The organism is Streptomyces rhizosphaerihabitans (assembly GCF_025399795.1).
GTDB lineage: Bacteria > Actinomycetota > Actinomycetes > Streptomycetales > Streptomycetaceae > Streptomyces > Streptomyces rhizosphaerihabitans.
In genome coordinates this window covers 18,776-37,712 of the sequence record NZ_JAODTZ010000067.1, presented here as the reverse complement: position 1 = coordinate 37,712, position 18,937 = coordinate 18,776, and the positions used below count along the sequence as shown (strand labels likewise).

The following is an 18,937-nucleotide window of genomic DNA, read 5'->3' as shown; positions in this document are numbered from 1 at the left end:
AGGGCGGTTTGTGAGTCTTTGAGTCGTTCTGCCATCACCTGATGGTGTGGGTGGGGGCGGAATCTGCTGGCCCGTGGGCGTTAGCCTGCTGGGGTGGTGGGGTGAGTGAACGCAAGCCGTACCCGAGCGACTTGTCGGACGAGCAGTGGTCGTTGATCGAGCCGGTGATCACGGCGTGGAAAGACCGGCACCGTTCGGTCAGCGGTCACCAGGGCGCCTACGCGATGCGGGAGATCGTGAACGCGATCTTCTACCAGGGCCGGACCGGCTGCCAGTGGGCCTACCTCCCGCACGACCTGCCGCCGAAGAGCGCGACGTACTACTACTTCACCGCGTGGCGCGATGACGGGACCGACCAGGTCATCCATGAACTCCTGCGCTGCCAGGTCAGGGAGAAAGCCCGCCGGTTAGAGGACCCGGCTCTGGTGGTGCTGGACACGCAAAGTGTCCACGTCGCCGCCGGGGTCCCCGCCACCACGACCGGCCGGGACGCCGGGAAACGGGTGCCAGGCCGCAAGCGGGCACTCGCCGTGGACGTCCTGGGCCTGGTCATCGCCGTCATCGTGCTCGCCGCCAGCACCCACGACAACGCCGCGGGTATCACCCTGCTGGACCAGGTCGCCGAACACACCGGCGGCACCGTCCGCAAGGCGCTCGTCGACCAGGCTTCAAGAAGCAGTCACCCAACACGGCACCGGCATGGGCATCGACGTCGAGATCGTTGAACGCAACCCGCAGGACAAAGGATTCGTCCCGCAACCCATCCGCTGGAGGGTCGAGCAGACCTACGGGATCCTGATACTGCACCGGCGCCTGGTCCGCCACTACGAACGCCATCCGGCCTCCTCCGCCTCCCGCATCTACTGGGCGATGACCCACACCATGACCCGCCGGCTCACCGGCACGACCACCCCCACCTGGCGCGACCCACAGGCCGTGACCGCATGAACATCCAGCCCCTGCTCGAAGCACTGGATCTCCAGGAAGACGCGGCCCGGACCCTGACCGACGAACTCCGCACCCAGGCCGCGGAATTGCAGGCCCGACTGCGGGAGGCCGAAACCCACCTCGAACACCTCGCGATCACCCGGAAGACCGTCACTGCTCTTGCCGACCGGATCCCCACCCAGGTCACCGTGCCGGATCTGCCCGAGCACCCGGACTACCCCCGCATCCTCGTCGGCTTCAACGAGGCCACCGGCCCCCTCCGGGCCCGCGACATCTGCAAGGCCCTTGATCACGAACCGTTGCCGAAGACCATCGAAGGCACGCGGGCCAAGCTGAAACGCCTGGTCACGCTCGGCATCCTCACCGAAGTTGACACCGGCAGCTTCGCCAGGAAGCAGCAGTCAACCGAGCACCGCAACCGGCAGCCCTGCCCGGGGTGACCGCGCGCTGCAGTTGGCGGGCCTCGCCAACTGCAGCGTCGACAGCTGTGTCAGTGCCCTCGCGTAACGTGCACGCCGAAGGCATGGGCACTGACCTGCGCGGATGAGTTTGGAGAGCGGCATGAGTGACCGTATTGAGTGGCCGTCGGGGCGTGACAAGGAGGCCGCGCTGATCATCAGGACCGACTATGAGGATGAGCAAGCATGGTCGGCCGTGAAAGCGGATCTGATGACGACCTGGGGCGAGGACGACGACGTCGAGCCATACGTTCACGTGGTCGACGATCCGCAGTGGGCAGAAATGACGCCCACTCAGGCTCTCTCCGAGGTATCCGCGCACGGAGAGGACCTCGGCGTTGTCTACCTCGCCGACCGCGTCTCTATGCAGGAGACCCCTGTCACGTTGCTGGCATTGTCCCTGCTGACCAGGGATCAGTGCGAAAGCGACGAGGAGTTCGAGGCGTACGGCGGTGCGTTCCGCGTGATGCCGTACGGGATCCACGAGATGAACGCGAACCTGATGATCGCCAACTTGGACTTCGGCGATTTCGCGGACGCGGCCAGGAATGATCCCGAGGGCGTCTTCCGAGGCTTTGCCCGCTGAAGCGCTCACCCACGCCCCCGGCCTTAATCCGGAAAACGGATATCAAGTCACGAACCGTCCTCTCAGAGTGTTCAAAATGTTCGTCGGTGCTGTGGCGTACCCACCCGATCCAGGCAAGCCGACCGGGGCACAGGTGTCGGGCGATGGCGGCTCCGGTCGTGCCCCGGTCCCGGCCGATTGCGACGGCGCGGGCATCGGCTCGGGTGCGAACAAGGGCAACGGAACAGTCCTGTTCCGTGCGGTCGGGCGGTGGAGTTCACCGCCCCGTGGCGGCCCGTTCGGTTCCGACACCCGAGTGAGGGTGGGCCCGGCTGGCTCACGCGCGACGGTCCGGCGTCGCAGCACGGTTTGCATCGAAATCGGCGACGCTCCGCCCTGTGCTGCAGCAGGTGTTGGTGGAGGGTGGACGACGCCCGGGGGAGGTGAACGAGACCGGGTCCGGATCCGGTTGCAGCTTCTCGGCGACGATTGTGGCCGGGACCAGCCGTTCTGATTGTCGACGTCCGAAGCGAAGGTGGTGACCTGCCGGCAGCGCCACCAGCGGGACGGGTCGTGCGTTCAGCCGGTGTCGACGGCATCTGGGTCGTCGCACCGCTGGTGGCTCTCACTGCGGTGTCCGAGTCGAGAGGCACCCCGATGGGTGCCTCTCGACTGTCGGTCTGACCGTACTGTTCGAGACCCGCAGTGTTGTCAGTTCTTCTTGAAGACCGTCACCGCCAGGCTCGCGCAGGCGTTGTCGCTCGCGGCGACGGCGCCGGTGGTGTCGAGTACCTTCGTCCAGGTCCCCGGCGGCAGCGTCACGTTGTAGGTGCTGCCGGTGGGGTTGTCGACGACGACGGTGTCGTAGGTCGTGGGCGCGGCGGGGTTCGAGCTGAAGCGGCCGATCACCACCGAGCCGTCGATGGTCGCGGACACCTGGTTGTGCACCGCGCCCCAGGTGGTGAGGCGCAGGGCCGAGCCGGCCTTGCGGAGCGCGATGGCGTCCTTGTAGTAGCTGAAGATGTTGGCGTTGGCGGTCTTGTCGCCCCAGTGGATCGCGTTGACGGCGTCGGAGGCGGCGTAGGAGTTCATCGCGGTCGGGTAGTCGCCGCTCACGACCTTGGAGCGGAGGAACTCGTCGCCCTCGGCGATGATCGGGACGCCCTCGGAGGTGAGGACCATACCGACGGCGAACCGGTCGATGCGGCCGGCTGTTCCGGTGGCTCCGCCGGTCGCGCCGGAGTACGTGATCTTGTCGTAGAGGTTCAGGTTGTCGTGGATCGAGGCGTAGTTCATGGTCTGCTCGGGGTCCTCGGCGAAGGCCGGGGTCCACAGGTTGGAGACCGGGGCGGTGCTGTTGGCGTCCGTGGGTGATCCGCGCATGCCGAAGGCGATGGCCGCGGCGTTGCCGGCGCCGCCCATGTAGCCCATGGTGTTCGTGTCCGTGCCGCCGCGGATCGCGTCGCGGTAGACGCCGTTGAAGACGCCGAAGTGTGCGGGCGCGAGGGCGGGGAGGTTGCCGTAGCGGACCTTCTGCGGTTCCTGCGGGTCGCTCGCGCCGCCGTTCCAGGGCTCCCCGTACATCATCAGCGTGCGACCGGCGTAGGCGGTGTTGAGGTAGTTGGCCCAGGTGTTGACGTTGTTGGTGTAGTGGACGCCGACCAGGTCGAAGCGGAAGCCGTCGACGTTGTAGTCACGGACCCAGTGCTCCAGGGAGTCCTGGATCATGTGGCCGACCATCGGGTTGCCGTCGTCGATCGAGTTGCCAGTGCCGGACAGGTCGGTCGACGTGTAGTACTTGCCGGTGATGTTGCCGAAGACGCTCTTGCTGAAGGTGTGGTTGTAGACGACGTCCATGACGACGCGGATGCCGTTCTTGTGGAACACGTTGACCATGTCCTTGAACTCGCGGATCCGGTCCTCCGGCGCCGCGAACTGCGAGAACTGCTCCTCGGGAACGTTGTAGTCCACCGGGTCGTAGCCCCAGTTGGGCACGGTGCTGCCGAAGTCGAACGAGGGCATGATCTGGACGGCGGTGACGCCCAGCTCCTTCAGGTGGTCGATGCCCGTCTTCGCGCCGTTGTCCGTCGTCCCGGTCTGCACCAGGCCGAGGAACTTGCCGCGCTTGGCCGCGTCGACGCCGGAGCTCGCGTCGATGGTGAAGTCGTGGACGCTCAGCTCGTAGACGACCGCGTCCTCACGGTTCGTCAGGGCCGGGCGCGCCGCCCAGCTGCCGCCGGTGGGCGTCACTGCGGCGGTGTCGACGACCACGCCCTGGGTGGTGCCGGGGGTGGTCATCTGGGCGTAGGGGTCGGGGACGGCCACACCGCCGACGTAGAACTGGTACGTCTGATCCTTCAGGTCCCCGCTCACGACGGTCTGGTAGACGTTCGTGTAGCCGCTGAGGGTCGTAGGGCTGAGCGGGTGGCTGCTGCCGCCGACGCTGACGCTGATGTTGGAGCTGTCCGGCGACCAGAGCCGGAAGGTGGTGCCGGCCGGGGTGTACAGCGCGCCGAGGGTGTTCAGCGAGGACGTGCTGCCGCCGTTGCTCACGACGGTGATCCAGTGGGTCGCCGAGTTGTAGGAGAAGGTGGTGGTCGCCCCGGCCGAGGGCACGTCGAAGGCGATGTTGGCGCCGTTCGCCGTGCCGCCCGCGCCGTAGTTCACGGTCCAGGACTGGCCCAGGGTCACCTTGGTGTTCCAGCTGCCGGCCGGGATCGCGGTGGTGCTGTAGGAGTAGACGCCGTCGCCGTCGGGGTCGGTCATCTGCGTCGTGGCGCAGGTGGCGGACCAGTCCGCGTTGCAGCCGAGCTCGGACTGGTAGTCACCGGCCGCCGTGACGGCGGGTCGGGCGGAGTCGTCGGTGACCAGGTGAGTGTTGGGGTCGTAGACGAAGTCGACGACCTCGCCGCCTGCGGGGACGGTCATCGAGATGTTCGAGCCGCCCGCCACGCCACCCGCGCCGTAGTTCTCGGTCCAGCTGTCGTTGATCGCGATCTTGTAGTTGTAGCTGCCGCCCGGGACGTTGAACGAGGCGGTCCAGGTGCCGTCGGCCCGCGGGGACATCTGGGCCTGCGGGCAGTCCGGCTGCCAGTCGGCGGAGCAGCCGATCTCGCTGTCGAAGGTTCCGGCCAGGGTGACCGCGCTCGGCGCGGCGGCGCTGGCGGGGAAGGAGGAGAGGGAGACGGTGCCGGCGCTCAGCAGGACGGCGGACACGCCGAGGACGGCGGCTCTGCGCGTTCCGGCGCGGGGGTGTGGTCTGCGGCTCATGAAGGGGAGTGCCTCCGGGCATGCCGAGGGCCGACAGGTACACGCAGCGGCCTGCTGTCCGTACCTACCGTCCTCGGGCGGGGTGGGGTGGAGTCGGAGCGCGGGGGTGGGGACGCGAGCGGCGGGGGAGCCGACGGGTCCCCGGGGACCTGGAGTGGCCGGCCGGTGTCAGCGCCAGGAGTCGTTGTGGGTGACGGCTCCGGAGGCGGGGGTGGTGCAGGAGCGGTTGGGGTCGCTCTGCCAGGTGATCGTTCCGTCCGGGTTCTTCTTGAGGTGTCTGTAGGCGAAGCTCGAGTTGGACGGCAAGGTCAGCGCGGTCGACCAGGTTGGGTAGCCGGCGGCCGAGAGTGGGACCACCGCGGCGGTGTTCCTGTTGCCCGGCGCCGCGATGGAGCCGACCACGTCCACGTTCTGGCCGTAGTAGGTGTCGGGGTACTCGTCGAGGGCGACGGAGACCTGCCCGTCTGGCCGCAACTGCTGCCCGTGCAAGGGCTGTTGACGTCGAAGGCGACGGCAACGGCGACCGCGTCCTCGGGCGCGACGGCGACGGTTGCGTTGCCGTTCGCGTCGACGGTCACGACCGGTCAGGTGCACGGACGCGACGGAGTTCCGGTTCCACCGGAACAGGTTGGCGAAGACGTCGTTGCCCTTGCCGGGCGGCGAGGCCACTACGGGCGTGCTGCCGCCGACCAGGGCGAGCGGCGTGACGGCAGCGAGGAGGGCGGTGGAGGCGGGGGTGGCCTGCAGTCTCTGGGATCTGGGATCTGGGAGCTGCGGGCGTGTGGAGGGTGAGATGCATGTGCGGCTCCGGGGGCAGGGCAGGGCAGTGCTGTGGGTGGGACCGTCCGCGGCGACGGTTGCCGCGACACCGGGACCCGACCCGGGAGCGCCGCACCGCGCGGGGAAGAGAGTGCCACCGCGCGGAGGAGTCGACAAGACTCATGGAAGAATTTGCTGCAAGTTTCTACAACCTATTTCAGCTTGCTGTCGCTGCACCGCACCCCGAGCTTCGAGGGGAAGCCTGGACATCCGCGTCCCGCACGCACCCGGCATGCTCCATGCGCCTGGCACGCCGACCGATGCGCCTGATCTCCACGGGACGACGTCAACGGCGCACGGCCCGGACGAGGCCGTCGACAGCCGCATGGTTGTTGCCGTCGGCGTCGATCACCGGACGGGTGACCGTCTCGGCCCGCAGGATGTCGGCGTACGGCCGCCAGATGTCGGCCACCTGCTCGACGGCGTACAGCACACGCGCATCCTGTGGGCCGCCGTGACCTCGCTCGGGATTGGTCGCGTCGTGGCCGACGAGCAGCAAGGTTCCGCCCTCGCGTACGCCGGTAGCGGCCCGGAGCAGTACCTGGGCCATCGCGGTCCACGGGAGATGGAGATAGGCGAACAGTGCCAGGTCGTAGATCGCCTCGTCAGGGGCCCAGGCAGTCAGATCGGCGCGGACGGCGTGCAGGCGCACACCTCGGTCGGCGGCCAGTCGCTCGGCCTTCTCCAGTGCCACGGCGGAGAAGTCGACGGCGTCCACATCCCAGCCCCGTTCTGCCAGCCAGACCGCGTTGCGCCCTTCACCGGCGGCGATGTCAACCGCCCGCCCGGTCGGTTCCAGGTCGGACAACTCCTCCTCGACGAACCGGTTGGGTTCCGCCTTCCACACCAGTTCGCTGCCGCGGTACCGCTCGTCCCAACCCGCTGAGTCCATCTCGTGCACCTCGTTCCTCCGCGTGAGCACAATCCTCGTCCGCACCGGCGTCTTCCTGCGGGTCCGCCTCGCCGTCCTCCGTGTTCTCGGGACAGGGTGAGGAAGGCGCCCTCGGGTTCGCGCAGGTATCCGCCGACCTTGGCGAACCCGATGCGGGCCAGCCGGGTGACGACCTCCTCCTCGCGGTCCTGCGGCGCGATGACGACGACATCCTGCTCCGGCGTGACGACCATGCCGGCCTGCTCGGCGAAGCGGCCGTCCGCAGGCACGTTGACCGAGCCGCGCAGATGGCCGGGCGCGAAGTCCTGCGGCGAACGGGCGTCGACCACGACCGCTCCCGCCGCGCGCCGCCGTATGAACTCCTCGACCGACAGCGGCCGGGGCGCGGCGGTCGCGTCGAACAGGCCGTGCTCCTTGCGATTGAGGATGGCGTCGTGGACGAGTGGTCGGCGCCCGCGGCCGTGGCGGCTTCACGGGCCTGCTGCTCGGCTCGGTCGGCCAGGCACTGCTGCACCACGCGCAATGCCCGGTCGCCGTCATACGAGCCGAGGAGCGGCAAGGACAACTTGCAGAGAATGGCCGCCGCGATCCCACTCACCGACGACGAACGCGCGGCCGTCGACGACGGCCAGGAAGCACTGGACCGCCTGCTCGACCGCCTCGCCGACATCCGCGGGCCCGACACCACGCGAATTTCACGTGCCGGCCACTGCACGCCTCCTGCCACTCGTCGCCGTCCGGCAAGGCGGCGCAAGCGCGACACCACGCTGATATCGAGGTGCGAAACGGCTCGGGAGAGTGCCACAGTCACTGTCGTGACCCTGATGGACGTACTCGTCGACTTCTCCCACACCGGTCGGATCGGCCCCCTGAGCTGCGGAATGTCCCTGGCTGAGGCTGAAGACCTTCTCGGCCCGGGGCGCCCGCACCCGGCCCACCGACTGAAGGGGCCCGATATCGACGGCTACCCCTACTCCTGGGACGGGTTGCAGCTGGTGGTCACTCAGCGGGCCGTCAGTGGAATCTGGATCAACCTCTGGCCCGGTTCTACCGCCAAACTTCCGCCGCTCGTCCTGCCTGATTCCGAGTCGTCCGAGGCCACCGTCCTCCGCGAGGAGCTGATCGCCGCCCTCGACGGCGCCGGCTGCCGGCATGCGGTCAACAGCACTCTCACCTTCGGCGAGCAGTCGAGCATCCTCACCCAGCCCGCTGACGTCTGCGCGGTCTTCAGCCTGCCCGGGCGGGACAATCACGTGCCGCACCGCGACCGGCACTACCTCGACGTGATGCACAAGCACACGGCTTGACATCGCCGATCTCACAGAATGATTCAGGGCGAGACCAGGAGGGCACGATGGAGCACCCGCAAGACTCCGACTTCGCCGAGCACGCTCGGGGGCTGGTTGAAGCAGCGTCGACGACCCCTTGGCCGCTACGGGATGGGCGGCAGGTCGTTCCTCAGCAGATCTTGGCCGACCTGGCTGATGTCGCAGTCCGTGCCCCGGTCACCGGTCGGGAGATCGACTACACCCAGACCCTGCGCGAAGTCCTCGACGCCCTCGCAACCGGGGACTCAGGTGGCGATCCGGACCTCCATATCCTGGGCCTGATGCTCGCGATGACCAGCATCGACCGGGGCGGTCACGCCGCTCAGGCCGACGCCTGCGAGAACGCCCTTCAATACATTGCCAGCCTTCCCGCATGGCACGACGTCAACATCACCTTCGGCCGCAACGACTCTGCTTGACGAAACAGATTCCACAGAATCAGCCGGTTGAAGGACCCGGCGGAGATCTTCGCCGCCAGCGTCCGTCTGACCGGCCGCCTGCAGCGCACCCACCCGCAAATCGCCAGAATCCTCGTGCGCACCGGCATGGCCTACCTGACCTCCGACAGCGGCCAGGCCCCGCAAGCGATGCGGGACCTGCAGGTGGCCGCCGACAACGGACGGCTGGACATCGACGACGTACGCACCGCGGTCGCCATGGCCGACGGCGCCCTGCTCGGCGTGCTCCACCTCCTGGAGACCAGCCCCGACCTCGATGCCGAGCGCGTCACCGACCAACTGGCCTCCCGTCTCCTGTGCATGTTCGGCATGACGCGCGCCGAAGCACAAGAGCTCGCCACCCGGCCCCTGCCATCGCTGCCCGCGACCTGACAGGGCGACGGCGACAGAGAGGGCAAGGTCGGCGCGGCACTCCAAGGCCGGATGAGCAAAGATCATTTTGTTAGGAGTTCTTGGGGTCCGGGCAGTCCAGGTCGACTCGTTGGACCGGTGGATCGCATCCCGGACGGCGTCCTCGTCGGCCTGCACCGGCTGCGCGGTCACCGGCACGCAGTTCCCACCGGCTGAGGCCGGCAGCATCATCGCGCGCCGGTGACAGCATTCGGCGCAGCTGCCTGGTGGTGGTGATGCGGTGCCGGGCGAGACCGGTCAGCACCTGGCCTCGTCGCGGACCCTGGCTACGAAGTCGACCGTGCCGGGGGCAGCAGGGCCCGGCTGCCCCCGGCATCCGGGCAGGTCCGGGCGACGCGGTGGGTTTCGTAACGCGCCCGATTCATCGGTCGTCCGACCGATCCGGTAAACCGTTGCACGGGTCATCGTGGCGGCATGACTGAAACCCCCCACCACGACCCCGCGGAGCCGGCCGACGCCACCCGCAGATCCATCCTCACCACCCTGGGCGGCGCAGCCCTCGGCGTGGCCGCTCTCGGAATCCCGGCTTCGCGCGCAGCAGCCGCAGACCCGGGCAACAGGCCCCAGGCCGCCGCCGGACCGGCCGCTGCCTGCGTCCTGACACCCGAGCAGACCGAAGGCCCCTACTATCTGGACCTCGAAACGGTCCGCAAGAACATCACCGAGGGCAAGGCGGGCGTCCCACTCACCCTCCGCGTGACGGTCGTCGACATCGCGACCTGCTTCCCGTTGCCCAACACGGCGGTCGATATCTGGCATTGCGACGCGCTCGGTGTCTACTCCGGCTACGCCGCGGGCGGCTCAACACCGGACACCACATTCCTGCGAGGCGTGCAGCTGACCGACTCCGCCGGCGTCGCGGAATTCACCACCGTCTATCCCGGCTGGTACGTCGGCCGCGCACTCCACATCCACGTCAAAACCCATGCTGGCGGAACCGTGTCCAACGGGACGTACCACGGAGGCCACGTATCCCACACGGGCCAGCTCTACTTCCCCGAGACGTACAACACCAAGATCGCCGCCTTGACCCCGTACCGGAACAACACGGCCACCCGCACCCTCAACGCAAGGGACGGCATATACCGCAACGGCGGGTCCTCGACCCTGCTGAGCATCACCCAGGCGAGCAGCGACCTCGGCAAGGGAGTAACCGGCACCGTGATACTCGGTGTCAATCCCGCCGCAACGCCCTGACGCACCCTCCCGAGGGCGGCCGAGCCGATGAGACCGGAAGGTTTCGCCCAGGAAGCCCGCGGCCAGGAACCGGGGATGACCCGGCACAGGACATGTGAGTTATGCGGAGCGGCGCTGACCGCCGGACCGCACGGCGGTCGGCCGGCTCGGTATTGCTCCAGTGCGTGCCGGCAACGGGCGTTCAGACAACGCTCGATGCACAAAGGCTCCGGAAGGGAACGGCCAACCGCACCGGATGCCTCCCCTCCGGGCTCGGGTCGCGGGCTGCCGCAAGCGCTCGACTCCTTCGTGGGGCGACGGCAGGAACTCTCCGTCCTGCGCACCCTGCTGAGGACGTCGCGCTTGCTCACGCTGACCGGTGCCGGTGGCGTCGGCAAGACGCGGCTGGCGCTGGAGTTCGCCAAAGGGCTGCCTGAGCGCTACGCGCGGGTGGACCTGATTGAACTCGAGTCGCTGCACGACGACGCTCCGCTCGCGCAGTCCGTGGCCAGCGCGCTGGGCGTGGGCGAGCGAGCGGGGCGGCCCGGCACCGACGCTCTGGTCCGTGCGATCGGCAACACCTCCCGGCTGCTGATCCTGGACAACTGCGAACATCTGGCGGAGCCGTGCGCTCGGCTGGCCGCGACCCTGCTGAGCCACTGCCCCCGGTTGCGGATCCTGGCCACCAGCCGGGAGGCGCTGCGGGTTCCCGGAGAGACCGTGTTCCGGGTTGGCGAGCTGTCTCTGCCGCCGACAAGCACCGGGGGCGACCCTGACGCCCTCCTGCGCTCGGATGCCGTCCGCTTGTTTGTCGAACGTGCCGCCGGCTGTGTGCCTGGCTTCACCCTCGGGCGTGGCAACGGTGCGACTGTCGCAGAGATATGCCGTCAGCTGGACGGTCTGACGCTCGGCATCGAGCTCGCGGCGCGGCGCGTCGGCACGCTTCCACTGGACGACATCCTTGCCGGACTGAACGACCGGCTGTTCCAGCTGTCGCTCTTGACCGACGGAAGCCGGACAGGTCCCCGTCGTCACACCGGACTGACTGCCGCGATCGCCTGGAGCCATCGACTGCTCGAGCCGACGGAACAGGCGGTCTTCCGGCGTCTCGCGGTGCTCGTCGGGGGATTCGACGCGGGGGCCGCAGAGGCAGTCTGCGCCGGCGGCACCGTCGCCCCACGACAAGTTCTCGGCATCCTGTGCGCACTTGAGGCCAAGTCGCTGATCGTACGGCTGCCGGACAACGCACATCCCGCGCGGTTCCGGCAGCTGAGCGCCGTTCGCGCCTGCGCCATGGAGCACCTGATCGCGTCGGGCGAGCTGGACGCCGTACGGCGGCAGTCCCTCGACTGGCTGAACAGCCTCACGGAACGGGCCGATGGCGAGGTGTTCGCCGACCAGGCTGTTGGGCCGCTCACCGGCGAACGGGACAATCTCGCGGCGGCCTTGGCCGACACCGGAGGCGGCGGTGGCGCTTCGCGCGACCGGCTGGCCCTGGAACTGGCCCGCGTGTACTACCAGCATGAACAGCCTTCGGCTGCCCGCTCGCTACTGGACAAACTTCTGCGGCTGCCTGCCGGGCCTGCCCTCGACGGTGCGGTGGCGGCACTCGCCACCCGTGTCGCCTGTCAGCAGACCGACCTGGCCGGAGCACTACGCCTTGGTGAGCAGGCGGTACGCCAGGAAAGCACGCGCGACCACCCCGCCGGTCTCGCCAATGCCCTGGACGCGCGGGCGGCAGCACGGCTGTGCCGCGGTGAATTCGCCGCCGCCGTCGCGGACCTGCGCGATTGCCTGCGTATCGTCTGTGCTCTCGGCCGACGAGAGGACACCGCATGGTGCACCCATCACCTGGCCTGGGCTCTGCTCCAGGCGGGCGCGGAGGCCGAGGCCGACTTGCTCATGGCTCGTTGCCTTCCGGTGCTCAGGGAGCAGGCTCACTGGAGCCGGGCTGCCGCCGCCCTGCACACCGCCGGCGCCGTACGGCTGTCCCTGGGCCGTCTGGACAACGCCGAGGAACTGTTCGGCGAGGTGCTCCGCATCGTCCCGGAAGCAAGCTTCCACGCGCTGTACCCGGTCGAGGGCCTGGCCCTCGTGGCCGCCGAGCGCGGTGACTTGCGGCGAGCTCTGCGCTTGTACGAGGCGAGCGCACATGCACGCCGCCGGCTGGACACCGAGCCGGAGGACCCATGGCGCCAGCGAGTGGAACTGACGGCGGCTCGTGCGCGGGCAGGGCTGTCGGCAGCTGCGCAGGACGCGGCCGTCAGCGGCGGACGTCGGCTGCGCGGGGACCGGCTCGTCGCATACGCCCTGCGGAGGGGAAGCGGCAACCCTCGCTCGGCGTCTTACGCCACGGCGGTCGTCGTGGACCAGTTCCCGCTCACGGGCCGGGAGTTCATGGTCGCTGAGCTCGTCGCCGAGGGCCTGACCAACCGCCAGATCGCCGAGCAGCTGGGTCTTTCGGCGCATACCGTCGCCACGCACCTGGACAAGATCCGCGACAAACTGGGCCTGCGCTCACGCACTCGGATCGCTGTGTGGGCGGCCACACGAAGCAAGGACGATGGCTGACGACGCGAGAGCGTCGCCCGCTACCGGGACCATTCGCAGTGCACCGGGCTTCGGCCCGGTGGTGAAGCGAATCTGAGACTGCTCTGACCTCGGATGTCAGCACGGATCCGCAGTGTTGACCTGGCCCATGTCAGAGCGGCCGGTTCTGCTGCTCGATGTACTACTTCACCGGATTCCTCCGAGGATGACCCGGGCTTCAGGCCGGGGTGGGGGTACCTCCCGCTTGCGGGGGAGAATCGGACTCCTGCGGAGCAGGGCAAAGAACGGGGTTTCGCCGCCAGGGCGAAAGACCGCCCGCCCGATCGGGAAAGCTGGACGCCGCGCGTTGCGAGAACCAAGCACGTGCGACGTGCCGAGCGAGAACCGAGCCGCCCCGTCCAGGCGCAGAAGGCCACCAGGAACCCGGGTATCCGCTAGCAGCGCAGCCATTCCCCGTCGGCCGCCTTGCCATGACGACCCGCCGAAAACACCACGGGCCCCAACGGGCGGGTAGCCATGACATCCCTCGGGCCCGGCTCTGGGGGCGCGGTCAAACGAGACCCCGACATCCGCGCCACACGTACGCCGACCGGTCTCCGGTTGGCCCGCTCTGCCTTCCTCAACCTGTGAATGCTCTATCTGGTGTCGCCCTCCATTGCCGCTCGAGGTCGATACCTCGCCGTCGGACACGCGGAAATCTGTGCTGGCTGGAGTAGACATTGGGTGATCGCGTGGTTATGGTTTCTCCCGTAGCCCAGAGAGACGGCAGGGCTTGGCAGACACGAACTGCCGGGCAGCAGTACCGCAGTTGCAGTGGGCAGGACGGTGCGGTGGTGGAGTTTCGAAGCCAGGGTTGTTGCAGGACGGCGACGGGACTGACGACCGGACCGGGCGGCCCGCAGTGATCAGGGGCCGCCGTGAGCGGGACCGCAGTTGATGCAGCGGCAGTACCGGTAAGTGCAGTTCGCAGCAATGGAGTCAGTGAGCAGCACCTCGGTGAAGGCGTCGGCTGCGGACGCGCGCACCGGGAAGTTCGGCAGTGGGGTTCCAAGCCAGAGCAGACGCAGGACGGGCGACGGGGCTGGCTGCCGGAAAGTGGCGCTGTCACAGGCCACCGAGCAGTTCGCATCACCAGCAGTACGCAGTACCCGCTCGGTAAGTAATTGATCACCCAGGGAAGAATGGAGGAGTTGAGCGCCATCAGGATCGCCCGGACGGAAGTTTTGAGTCCGGGTACCGCAGGACATCGATAGTGAGGTGGTCTCCGGTCGAGCAACCGCGATCCCCGCACCCACCCTCATCCCCCATGAGCTGGTGTGGACATAGAAGGCCGGTGCAGTACCAGGCCCGGCAGATGGTGTAACAGTTCCTTCGGGCCCTGGCGCCAATGGCGCCAGGGCCCCTCCACGCGTTCCGCAGAGAGGTGCGATGACAGCAGACGACTCGTACGGCCGACTCGACGACGACGACTACCCCGCCTACACCATGGGCCGGGCCGCCGAGATGCTCGGCACCACCCAGGGCTTCCTCCGCGCCATCGGCGAAGCCCGCCTGATCACCCCGCTGCGCTCCGAAGGCGGGCACCGCCGCTACTCCCGCTACCAGCTGCGCATCGCCGCCCGCGCCCGCGAACTCGTCGACCACGGGACCCCCATCGAGGCCGCCTGCCGCATCATCATCCTCGAAGACCAGCTCGAAGAAGCCCAAGGCATCAACGCCGAACACCGCCGCACCGCGTCCCGGCACACGGCCGGCACCTGACCCGCGGTCCGCGGCGACGCACCGGACCGCACTCTTCCGCCGATTTCAAGAATACGAGCGCATGATCGCCGAAGACACTCAGCCGCCGGCACACGGACGACACTCCCGGCCCCGGCCCCGGCACCACGCCCGACGCCCTGCGCACTCCGGTGGTTGATGCGCCTGCCTGCGCAGCCGACCGACCGACTGCCGGGCAGGCGGCCGCCGACCTGGAGGCGGGGTGGAGCGTGCGGCGACTGTGCTGAAGCCGAGGATGCGCGGCTGGCTGCATGCTGGCGTGTTCCCGCTCTCGCTGGTCGGCGGCATCGTCCTGATCGCCGTTTCGCGCTCGCTGTAACGGTATGAGCGGCCGAGAGTGCCCGCGTCGTCCGGGCCCCCGATCCATGGATACAGGCCAGGCGCAACGGCCGTGCCGTCGATCGGTCACCGGGATCCCAGAGTGTCCAATGCAGCGTTCGAACAATGGCATTGGGTTCCGTCTTGGAGGAGCGGCGCGAGTGGTACGTCTGGCACGCGTTTCACCCCGCCGCCTTGTCAGGCCGCGGGGTGACAGGGAGAGGCAGGGGCAGGCGGCGACTGGCTCAGCCGTCAGGGCTCGGTCAGCTGCTGCTCCCCCGGCAGGCGCCGGCCGCGCAAGTGTCGAGCCAGGCGGCGAAGTCCGTGTCGTAACGGGTGCCGATGCCGGTGTTGTAGACCGCATAGGCTCCGGCGTAGTCGCCGGTGCGGAACTTGGTGAGCATGGCCTGCACGTCGTCCGGGTGGTTCTCAATCATGTAGCGGACGGCCAGGTAGCCCCATGGGTAAGTGCGGGTCAGGTCGGAGTTGGCGTACGTGCTCTGCCACAGGGTGCTCAGGGCGTAGGTGTGCTTCCCGGCATCGGAGAGCGCCTCGGTGTCGGGCACGCCCCGGTAGCTGTACGAGACGTACTCGGCGAAGCCCTCCATCCACCAGATGTTCGGGACCGTCTGGCCCGCGGAGAAGTCGCCGTACGTGTCGTAGCGGCCGTCGAGGTAGTGGGTGTACTCGTGGTTCAGGTTCCAGATGTCCGCCGGGAAGCCGTCGCCCACGCTCTTCACGTAGGCGACGAAGCGGGCCTGGTTGTTGGGGTCGGCGGGGTTGCCCTCCAGGTATTCGCCGCCGTTGTTGGTGCTGTTGCCGAAGATCCAGCCTGAGTACGTCTGGTAGTCCCTGGGGCTCGCGAAGACGACGATCTGGATGTTGGTGTTGCGGTCATCGGCGACCGGGCCGCTGTCCTTGACAGTGCCGTGGAAGTAGCCGTCCTGTCCCTGCACGCTCTTGCAGGCCTCGGCGAGCGCCGAGCCGGTCAGGGACTGGGCCAGGAACGTGTGCCCGTCATCGCATTTGTAGGTGATGGGGAGTGCCGCCGCGGTGAGCTTGGACGTCAGGTCGCAGGTGTCGTAGTACGAGCATGGGGCCGCGTCGTGCGCGGAAGTCATCTCGGCGGCGCCGACCCACAGCGGAGCGGTCGGGCCGGTGATCGAGGAGGCGCCGAGGAGGCCCTTCACCATCGGCCGCACCTTGTCCTGGAGCCCGGCCGTGTCGAGGAAGCGCGCCGTCTCGGTTCCGGCGTTGGCGGCCATGAAGTACCAGGTCCCGCTCAGCATCGACATGTGGTTCAGGGCGAACGAGTTCAGCGTGTCGATGATGCTCGGGTCAGCGGTGACCGCGCTGATGAACGCGGGGTTGAAGTGGCCGCGGAAGAGCGGGGTGAAGACGTCGTTGACGGCCGTGTCCATGCTCCAGTAGGCGTCGTAGGAGCTGTCGTAGGCGTTCAGCACTCGCTTGTACGTGTCCAGGTAGCGAGCCTGCTCGTTGGCACTGTCCGTAAGGATGATGACGTCGCCCAGGACGTTGCCGTGTTCCGAACTGACGCGCATGAAGTGGCAGTTGGCGGTGAACGCGTCCAGCCCGCCTTCGATGGCCGCGGCCAGGGGCGGGCCGTAGTCGCCGACGTCGGCCGAGTCGTTGTACTGCACGTAGTAGCCGGCGCGCAGGAACAGCACGAGCTGCCACACGTGGGTGGAGTTGTCGCCGGGATACCTCTGCGACGCGTCCTGGAAGGCGCCTGCGACGGTCACCATCTGCGCCTCGCGGAACACGTTGCGGGCGTCCGTGCCGGTGATGCCGAACAGCGTATTGATGCAGTCGGTGGTCGAGTCCTGGATGTACGCGACGAGTTCGGATCCGGTACGGGTGCCGAAGTCGGCCGGGGTGCACGACGCGGCTGCCGCGTGTTTGGTGGCTTTGGGAGGCCGTACGGTCTTCGAGGTCGAGGAGGTCTGCGGCAACTGCGGGCTGAGCGGCCGGACATGGGCGGCGGCCAGTCGCCCGCTCCGGACGTCTGCTTGATCGGACGCAGTGGTGTTCGCGCCGAGCGGCGACAGCGCGCGCGGCTTGGGCTTGGTCACGGCGGTGGTCGTGGGAGCAGCCGTTGTGGCGGTCTTCGGTCCGGCTGCTGCGAGGGCCGGTGCGGCCAGCAGGCCTGCTGTCAGGGCGCTGACCGCCAAGCTGACGGCCAGGAATCTGGACGCGAATCTGGACGGACTTCCGGGATGGAATCCGGGCAGGGCAGGTCGACGACGCATCAATGCTCCTTCGTGAGTGGGGGGTCGCTTCGAGCACGAGCGGCGAGGCGTGGGGGGAACGTCCCACTCACAGTGGCCAATGACAACGGACCGAGGGATACGACAATGCAGGGGCTGGCCATAACATCCGTGCCCACAAGGGCAGTTGACGGTCAGGGCGGGGACGCCGAGCAGGTCTCCGACTCGTGTTATGCGTGCGGCGGAAAAGCGGTATGGGGCGGGGCGGCCCCCTGCTCCCTACGATCCCGGTATGACGACGAAGAAGCCGCTCCACACCGGTTCGCACGACCTTCCGGTCTCCTCGGCGCTCGCCGAGTTCCTCATGGGGAACTGGGAGTCTTCGCCGCGCGCCGATCCGCCCCCGCAGTCGATCGCACCGTGGGCGGCCAAGCGGCGCGACCGGCTGTCCGCGCGCTTCCCCGGCGAACGGCTCGTCGTTCCCTCTGGCGTCCTCAAGGTGCGCAGCAACGACTGCGATTACCGGTTCCGGCCGCACACCGCGTTCTCGTACCTGACGGGTGGGACCGAGCCGGGCAGCGTCCTGATCCTCGAACCGACCGCCTCTGGTCACGAGGCGGTGCTGCACGTCCGCCCGCGATCCCCGCGCGACACCGGGGAGTTCTACCGCGACCGCCGCTACGGCGAGATCTGGGTCGGCCGCCGCGCCACCCTCGACGAGGCCTCCTCACTGCTCGGCGTGACGACCCAGGGCCTCGACGACGTGCCCGCCCGGCTGACCGGCGCGCGGCCGACCCGCTTGCTGCGCGGTGTCGACCCGGAGATCGACGCGCTCGTCGATAGCACCGGCCGTGAAGAGGCCGACCTCGAATTCGCTTCGTTCCTGTCCGAGATGCGCCTGGTCAAGGACGAGTGGGAGGTCGAGCAGCTGCAGATCGCGGTGGACGCCACGGCGGCCGGATTCACCGACGTCGTGCGCGCACTGCCCGAGGCCGTCCGCCATCCGCGCGGCGAACGCTGGGTCGAGGGCGTCTTCGGCCTGCGCGCCCGCCTCGAGGGCAACGGCCTCGGCTACGAGACAATCGCCGCCGCCGGAGCGCACGCGTGCGCACTGCACTGGATCGCCAACGATGGTCCGGTCCATCCCGGTGACCTGCTGCTGCTCGACGCCGGCATCGAGTCGGACACGCTCTACACCGCCGACATCACGCGCACCCTTCCGGTGAGCGGCACCTTCACCGCCGCACAGCGCGACCTCTACGACCTGGTGCTCGCCGCGCAGGACGCCGGTATCGCGGCGGTCCGGCCGGGCGCGCGCTTTCGTGACTTCCACCTCGCTGCGATGTGGGTCATCGCCGAGGGGCTGCACTCCTGGGGCCTGCTCCCGGTGACGCCGGACGAGGCCCTTGAGCCCGAGAGCGGTCTGTTCCGCCGCTACACGTGGTGCAGCAGCGGCCACATGCTGGGCATGGACGTCCACGACTGCGCCGCGGCCCGTGCCGAGCAGTACCTGGACGGCGTCCTGGAGGCGGGCCACGTCCTGACCGTCGAGCCGGGCCTGTATCTCCAGCCGGACGACCTGACGCTGCCGCCGGAGCTGCGCGGCGTCGGCGTGCGCATCGAGGACGATCTGGTCGTCACGGAGGACGGCGCCCGCCTCATGTCGTCGGCGCTGCCGCGCACCGCGTCGGCGATCGAGACGTGGATGGGCGAGCTCCTGGTCTGACCCTGCGTCCC

Annotated in this window: 13 protein-coding genes and 3 pseudogenes; 11 read left to right on the top strand and 5 right to left on the bottom strand. The window is 68.5% G+C overall.

What is annotated here, in order from left to right; all coding sequences use genetic code 11:
- Positions 1 to 101 precede the first annotated feature (101 nt).
- The 3 genes and pseudogenes from N4G66_RS40025 (at position 102) to N4G66_RS40015 (ending at position 1,992) form a co-directional block, all read left to right on the top strand.
- Positions 102 to 948, top strand: a pseudogene (locus N4G66_RS40025) (IS5 family transposase).
- Positions 945 to 1,388, top strand: coding sequence for a hypothetical protein (locus tag N4G66_RS40020; RefSeq protein WP_261709223.1), 444 nt, complete (start codon positions 945 to 947; stop codon positions 1,386 to 1,388). The pseudogene N4G66_RS40025 and the gene N4G66_RS40020 overlap by 4 nt, the downstream one beginning before the upstream one ends.
- 121 nt (positions 1,389 to 1,509) lie before the next feature.
- Positions 1,510 to 1,992 (top strand): DUF6924 domain-containing protein, encoded by a 483-nt coding sequence (locus N4G66_RS40015; RefSeq protein ID WP_261709222.1) that lies wholly within the window; start codon positions 1,510 to 1,512, stop codon positions 1,990 to 1,992.
- 690 nt (positions 1,993 to 2,682) lie between these two features.
- On the opposite strand, the gene N4G66_RS40010 is transcribed toward N4G66_RS40015, so the two are convergent.
- The 4 genes and pseudogenes from N4G66_RS40010 to N4G66_RS46115 form a co-directional block, all read right to left on the bottom strand.
- Positions 2,683 to 5,241 (bottom strand): pullulanase X25 domain-containing protein, encoded by a 2,559-nt coding sequence (locus N4G66_RS40010; RefSeq protein WP_261709221.1) that lies wholly within the window; start codon positions 5,239 to 5,241, stop codon positions 2,683 to 2,685.
- Between the two features lie 168 nt (positions 5,242 to 5,409).
- Positions 5,410 to 5,715, bottom strand: coding sequence for a carbohydrate-binding module family 20 domain-containing protein (locus N4G66_RS40005; protein ID WP_261709220.1), 306 nt, complete (start codon positions 5,713 to 5,715; stop codon positions 5,410 to 5,412).
- Positions 5,716 to 6,346: 631 nt separating this feature from the next.
- Positions 6,347 to 6,952, bottom strand: coding sequence for a class I SAM-dependent methyltransferase (locus tag N4G66_RS40000; RefSeq protein WP_261709219.1), 606 nt, complete (start codon positions 6,950 to 6,952; stop codon positions 6,347 to 6,349).
- Positions 6,953 to 7,146: 194 nt separating this feature from the next.
- Positions 7,147 to 7,281: pseudogene (locus N4G66_RS46115) on the bottom strand (rhodanese-like domain-containing protein); the annotation flags it as partial.
- 113 nt (positions 7,282 to 7,394) lie between these two features.
- On the opposite strand from N4G66_RS46115, the pseudogene N4G66_RS45770 reads away from it, so the two are divergent.
- The 7 genes and pseudogenes from N4G66_RS45770 to N4G66_RS39955 all read left to right on the top strand — a co-directional run.
- A pseudogene (locus N4G66_RS45770) lies at positions 7,395 to 7,502 on the top strand (universal stress protein); the annotation flags it as partial.
- A 265-nt stretch (positions 7,503 to 7,767) separates the two neighbouring features.
- Positions 7,768 to 8,259 carry a hypothetical protein gene (locus tag N4G66_RS39985; RefSeq protein WP_261709217.1) on the top strand — a complete coding sequence of 164 codons (492 nt, stop codon included), beginning with the start codon at positions 7,768 to 7,770 and terminating at the stop codon, positions 8,257 to 8,259.
- Between the two features lie 47 nt (positions 8,260 to 8,306).
- Positions 8,307 to 8,699, top strand: a complete 393-nt coding sequence (locus N4G66_RS39980) for a hypothetical protein (RefSeq protein WP_261709227.1) — start codon at positions 8,307 to 8,309, stop codon at positions 8,697 to 8,699.
- A gap of 27 nt (positions 8,700 to 8,726) precedes the next feature.
- Positions 8,727 to 9,110, top strand: a complete 384-nt coding sequence (locus N4G66_RS39975; RefSeq protein ID WP_261709226.1) for a hypothetical protein — start codon at positions 8,727 to 8,729, stop codon at positions 9,108 to 9,110.
- 453 nt (positions 9,111 to 9,563) lie between these two features.
- On the top strand, positions 9,564 to 10,346 hold the full coding sequence (locus N4G66_RS39965) for an intradiol ring-cleavage dioxygenase (protein ID WP_261709216.1): 783 nt from the start codon (positions 9,564 to 9,566) through the stop codon (positions 10,344 to 10,346).
- Between the two features lie 75 nt (positions 10,347 to 10,421).
- Positions 10,422 to 12,896 carry an ATP-binding protein gene (locus N4G66_RS39960; RefSeq protein WP_261709215.1) on the top strand — a complete coding sequence of 825 codons (2,475 nt, stop codon included), beginning with the start codon at positions 10,422 to 10,424 and terminating at the stop codon, positions 12,894 to 12,896.
- Positions 12,897 to 14,303: 1,407 nt separating this feature from the next.
- Positions 14,304 to 14,636, top strand: a complete 333-nt coding sequence (locus tag N4G66_RS39955) for a helix-turn-helix domain-containing protein (protein WP_261709214.1) — start codon at positions 14,304 to 14,306, stop codon at positions 14,634 to 14,636.
- 599 nt (positions 14,637 to 15,235) lie between these two features.
- Here the strand turns inward: N4G66_RS39955 and N4G66_RS39945 are convergent.
- Positions 15,236 to 17,242: a collagenase gene (locus N4G66_RS39945; RefSeq protein ID WP_261709213.1), complete on the bottom strand. Its 2,007-nt coding sequence runs from the start codon at positions 17,240 to 17,242 to the stop codon at positions 15,236 to 15,238.
- Between the two features lie 250 nt (positions 17,243 to 17,492).
- Here N4G66_RS39945 and N4G66_RS39940 point away from each other — a divergent pair, with 250 nt between their 5' ends.
- On the top strand, positions 17,493 to 18,926 hold the full coding sequence (locus tag N4G66_RS39940) for an aminopeptidase P family protein (protein WP_261709212.1): 1,434 nt from the start codon (positions 17,493 to 17,495) through the stop codon (positions 18,924 to 18,926).
- Positions 18,927 to 18,937: the final 11 nt, after the last annotated feature.

Coding starts and splice junctions, on each gene's coding strand:
- N4G66_RS40020 (WP_261709223.1), top strand. CDS start 945: ATGAACATCCAGCCCCTGCTCGAAGCACTGGATCTCCAGGAAGACGCG.
- N4G66_RS40015 (WP_261709222.1), top strand. CDS start 1,510: ATGAGTGACCGTATTGAGTGGCCGTCGGGGCGTGACAAGGAGGCCGCG.
- N4G66_RS40010 (WP_261709221.1), bottom strand. CDS start 5,241: ATGAGCCGCAGACCACACCCCCGCGCCGGAACGCGCAGAGCCGCCGTC.
- N4G66_RS40000 (WP_261709219.1), bottom strand. CDS start 6,952: ATGGACTCAGCGGGTTGGGACGAGCGGTACCGCGGCAGCGAACTGGTG.
- N4G66_RS39980 (WP_261709227.1), top strand. CDS start 8,307: ATGGAGCACCCGCAAGACTCCGACTTCGCCGAGCACGCTCGGGGGCTG.
- N4G66_RS39965 (WP_261709216.1), top strand. CDS start 9,564: ATGACTGAAACCCCCCACCACGACCCCGCGGAGCCGGCCGACGCCACC.
- N4G66_RS39960 (WP_261709215.1), top strand. CDS start 10,422: ATGACCCGGCACAGGACATGTGAGTTATGCGGAGCGGCGCTGACCGCC.
- N4G66_RS39955 (WP_261709214.1), top strand. CDS start 14,304: ATGACAGCAGACGACTCGTACGGCCGACTCGACGACGACGACTACCCC.
- N4G66_RS39945 (WP_261709213.1), bottom strand. CDS start 17,242: ATGCGTCGTCGACCTGCCCTGCCCGGATTCCATCCCGGAAGTCCGTCC.
- N4G66_RS39940 (WP_261709212.1), top strand. CDS start 17,493: ATGACGACGAAGAAGCCGCTCCACACCGGTTCGCACGACCTTCCGGTC.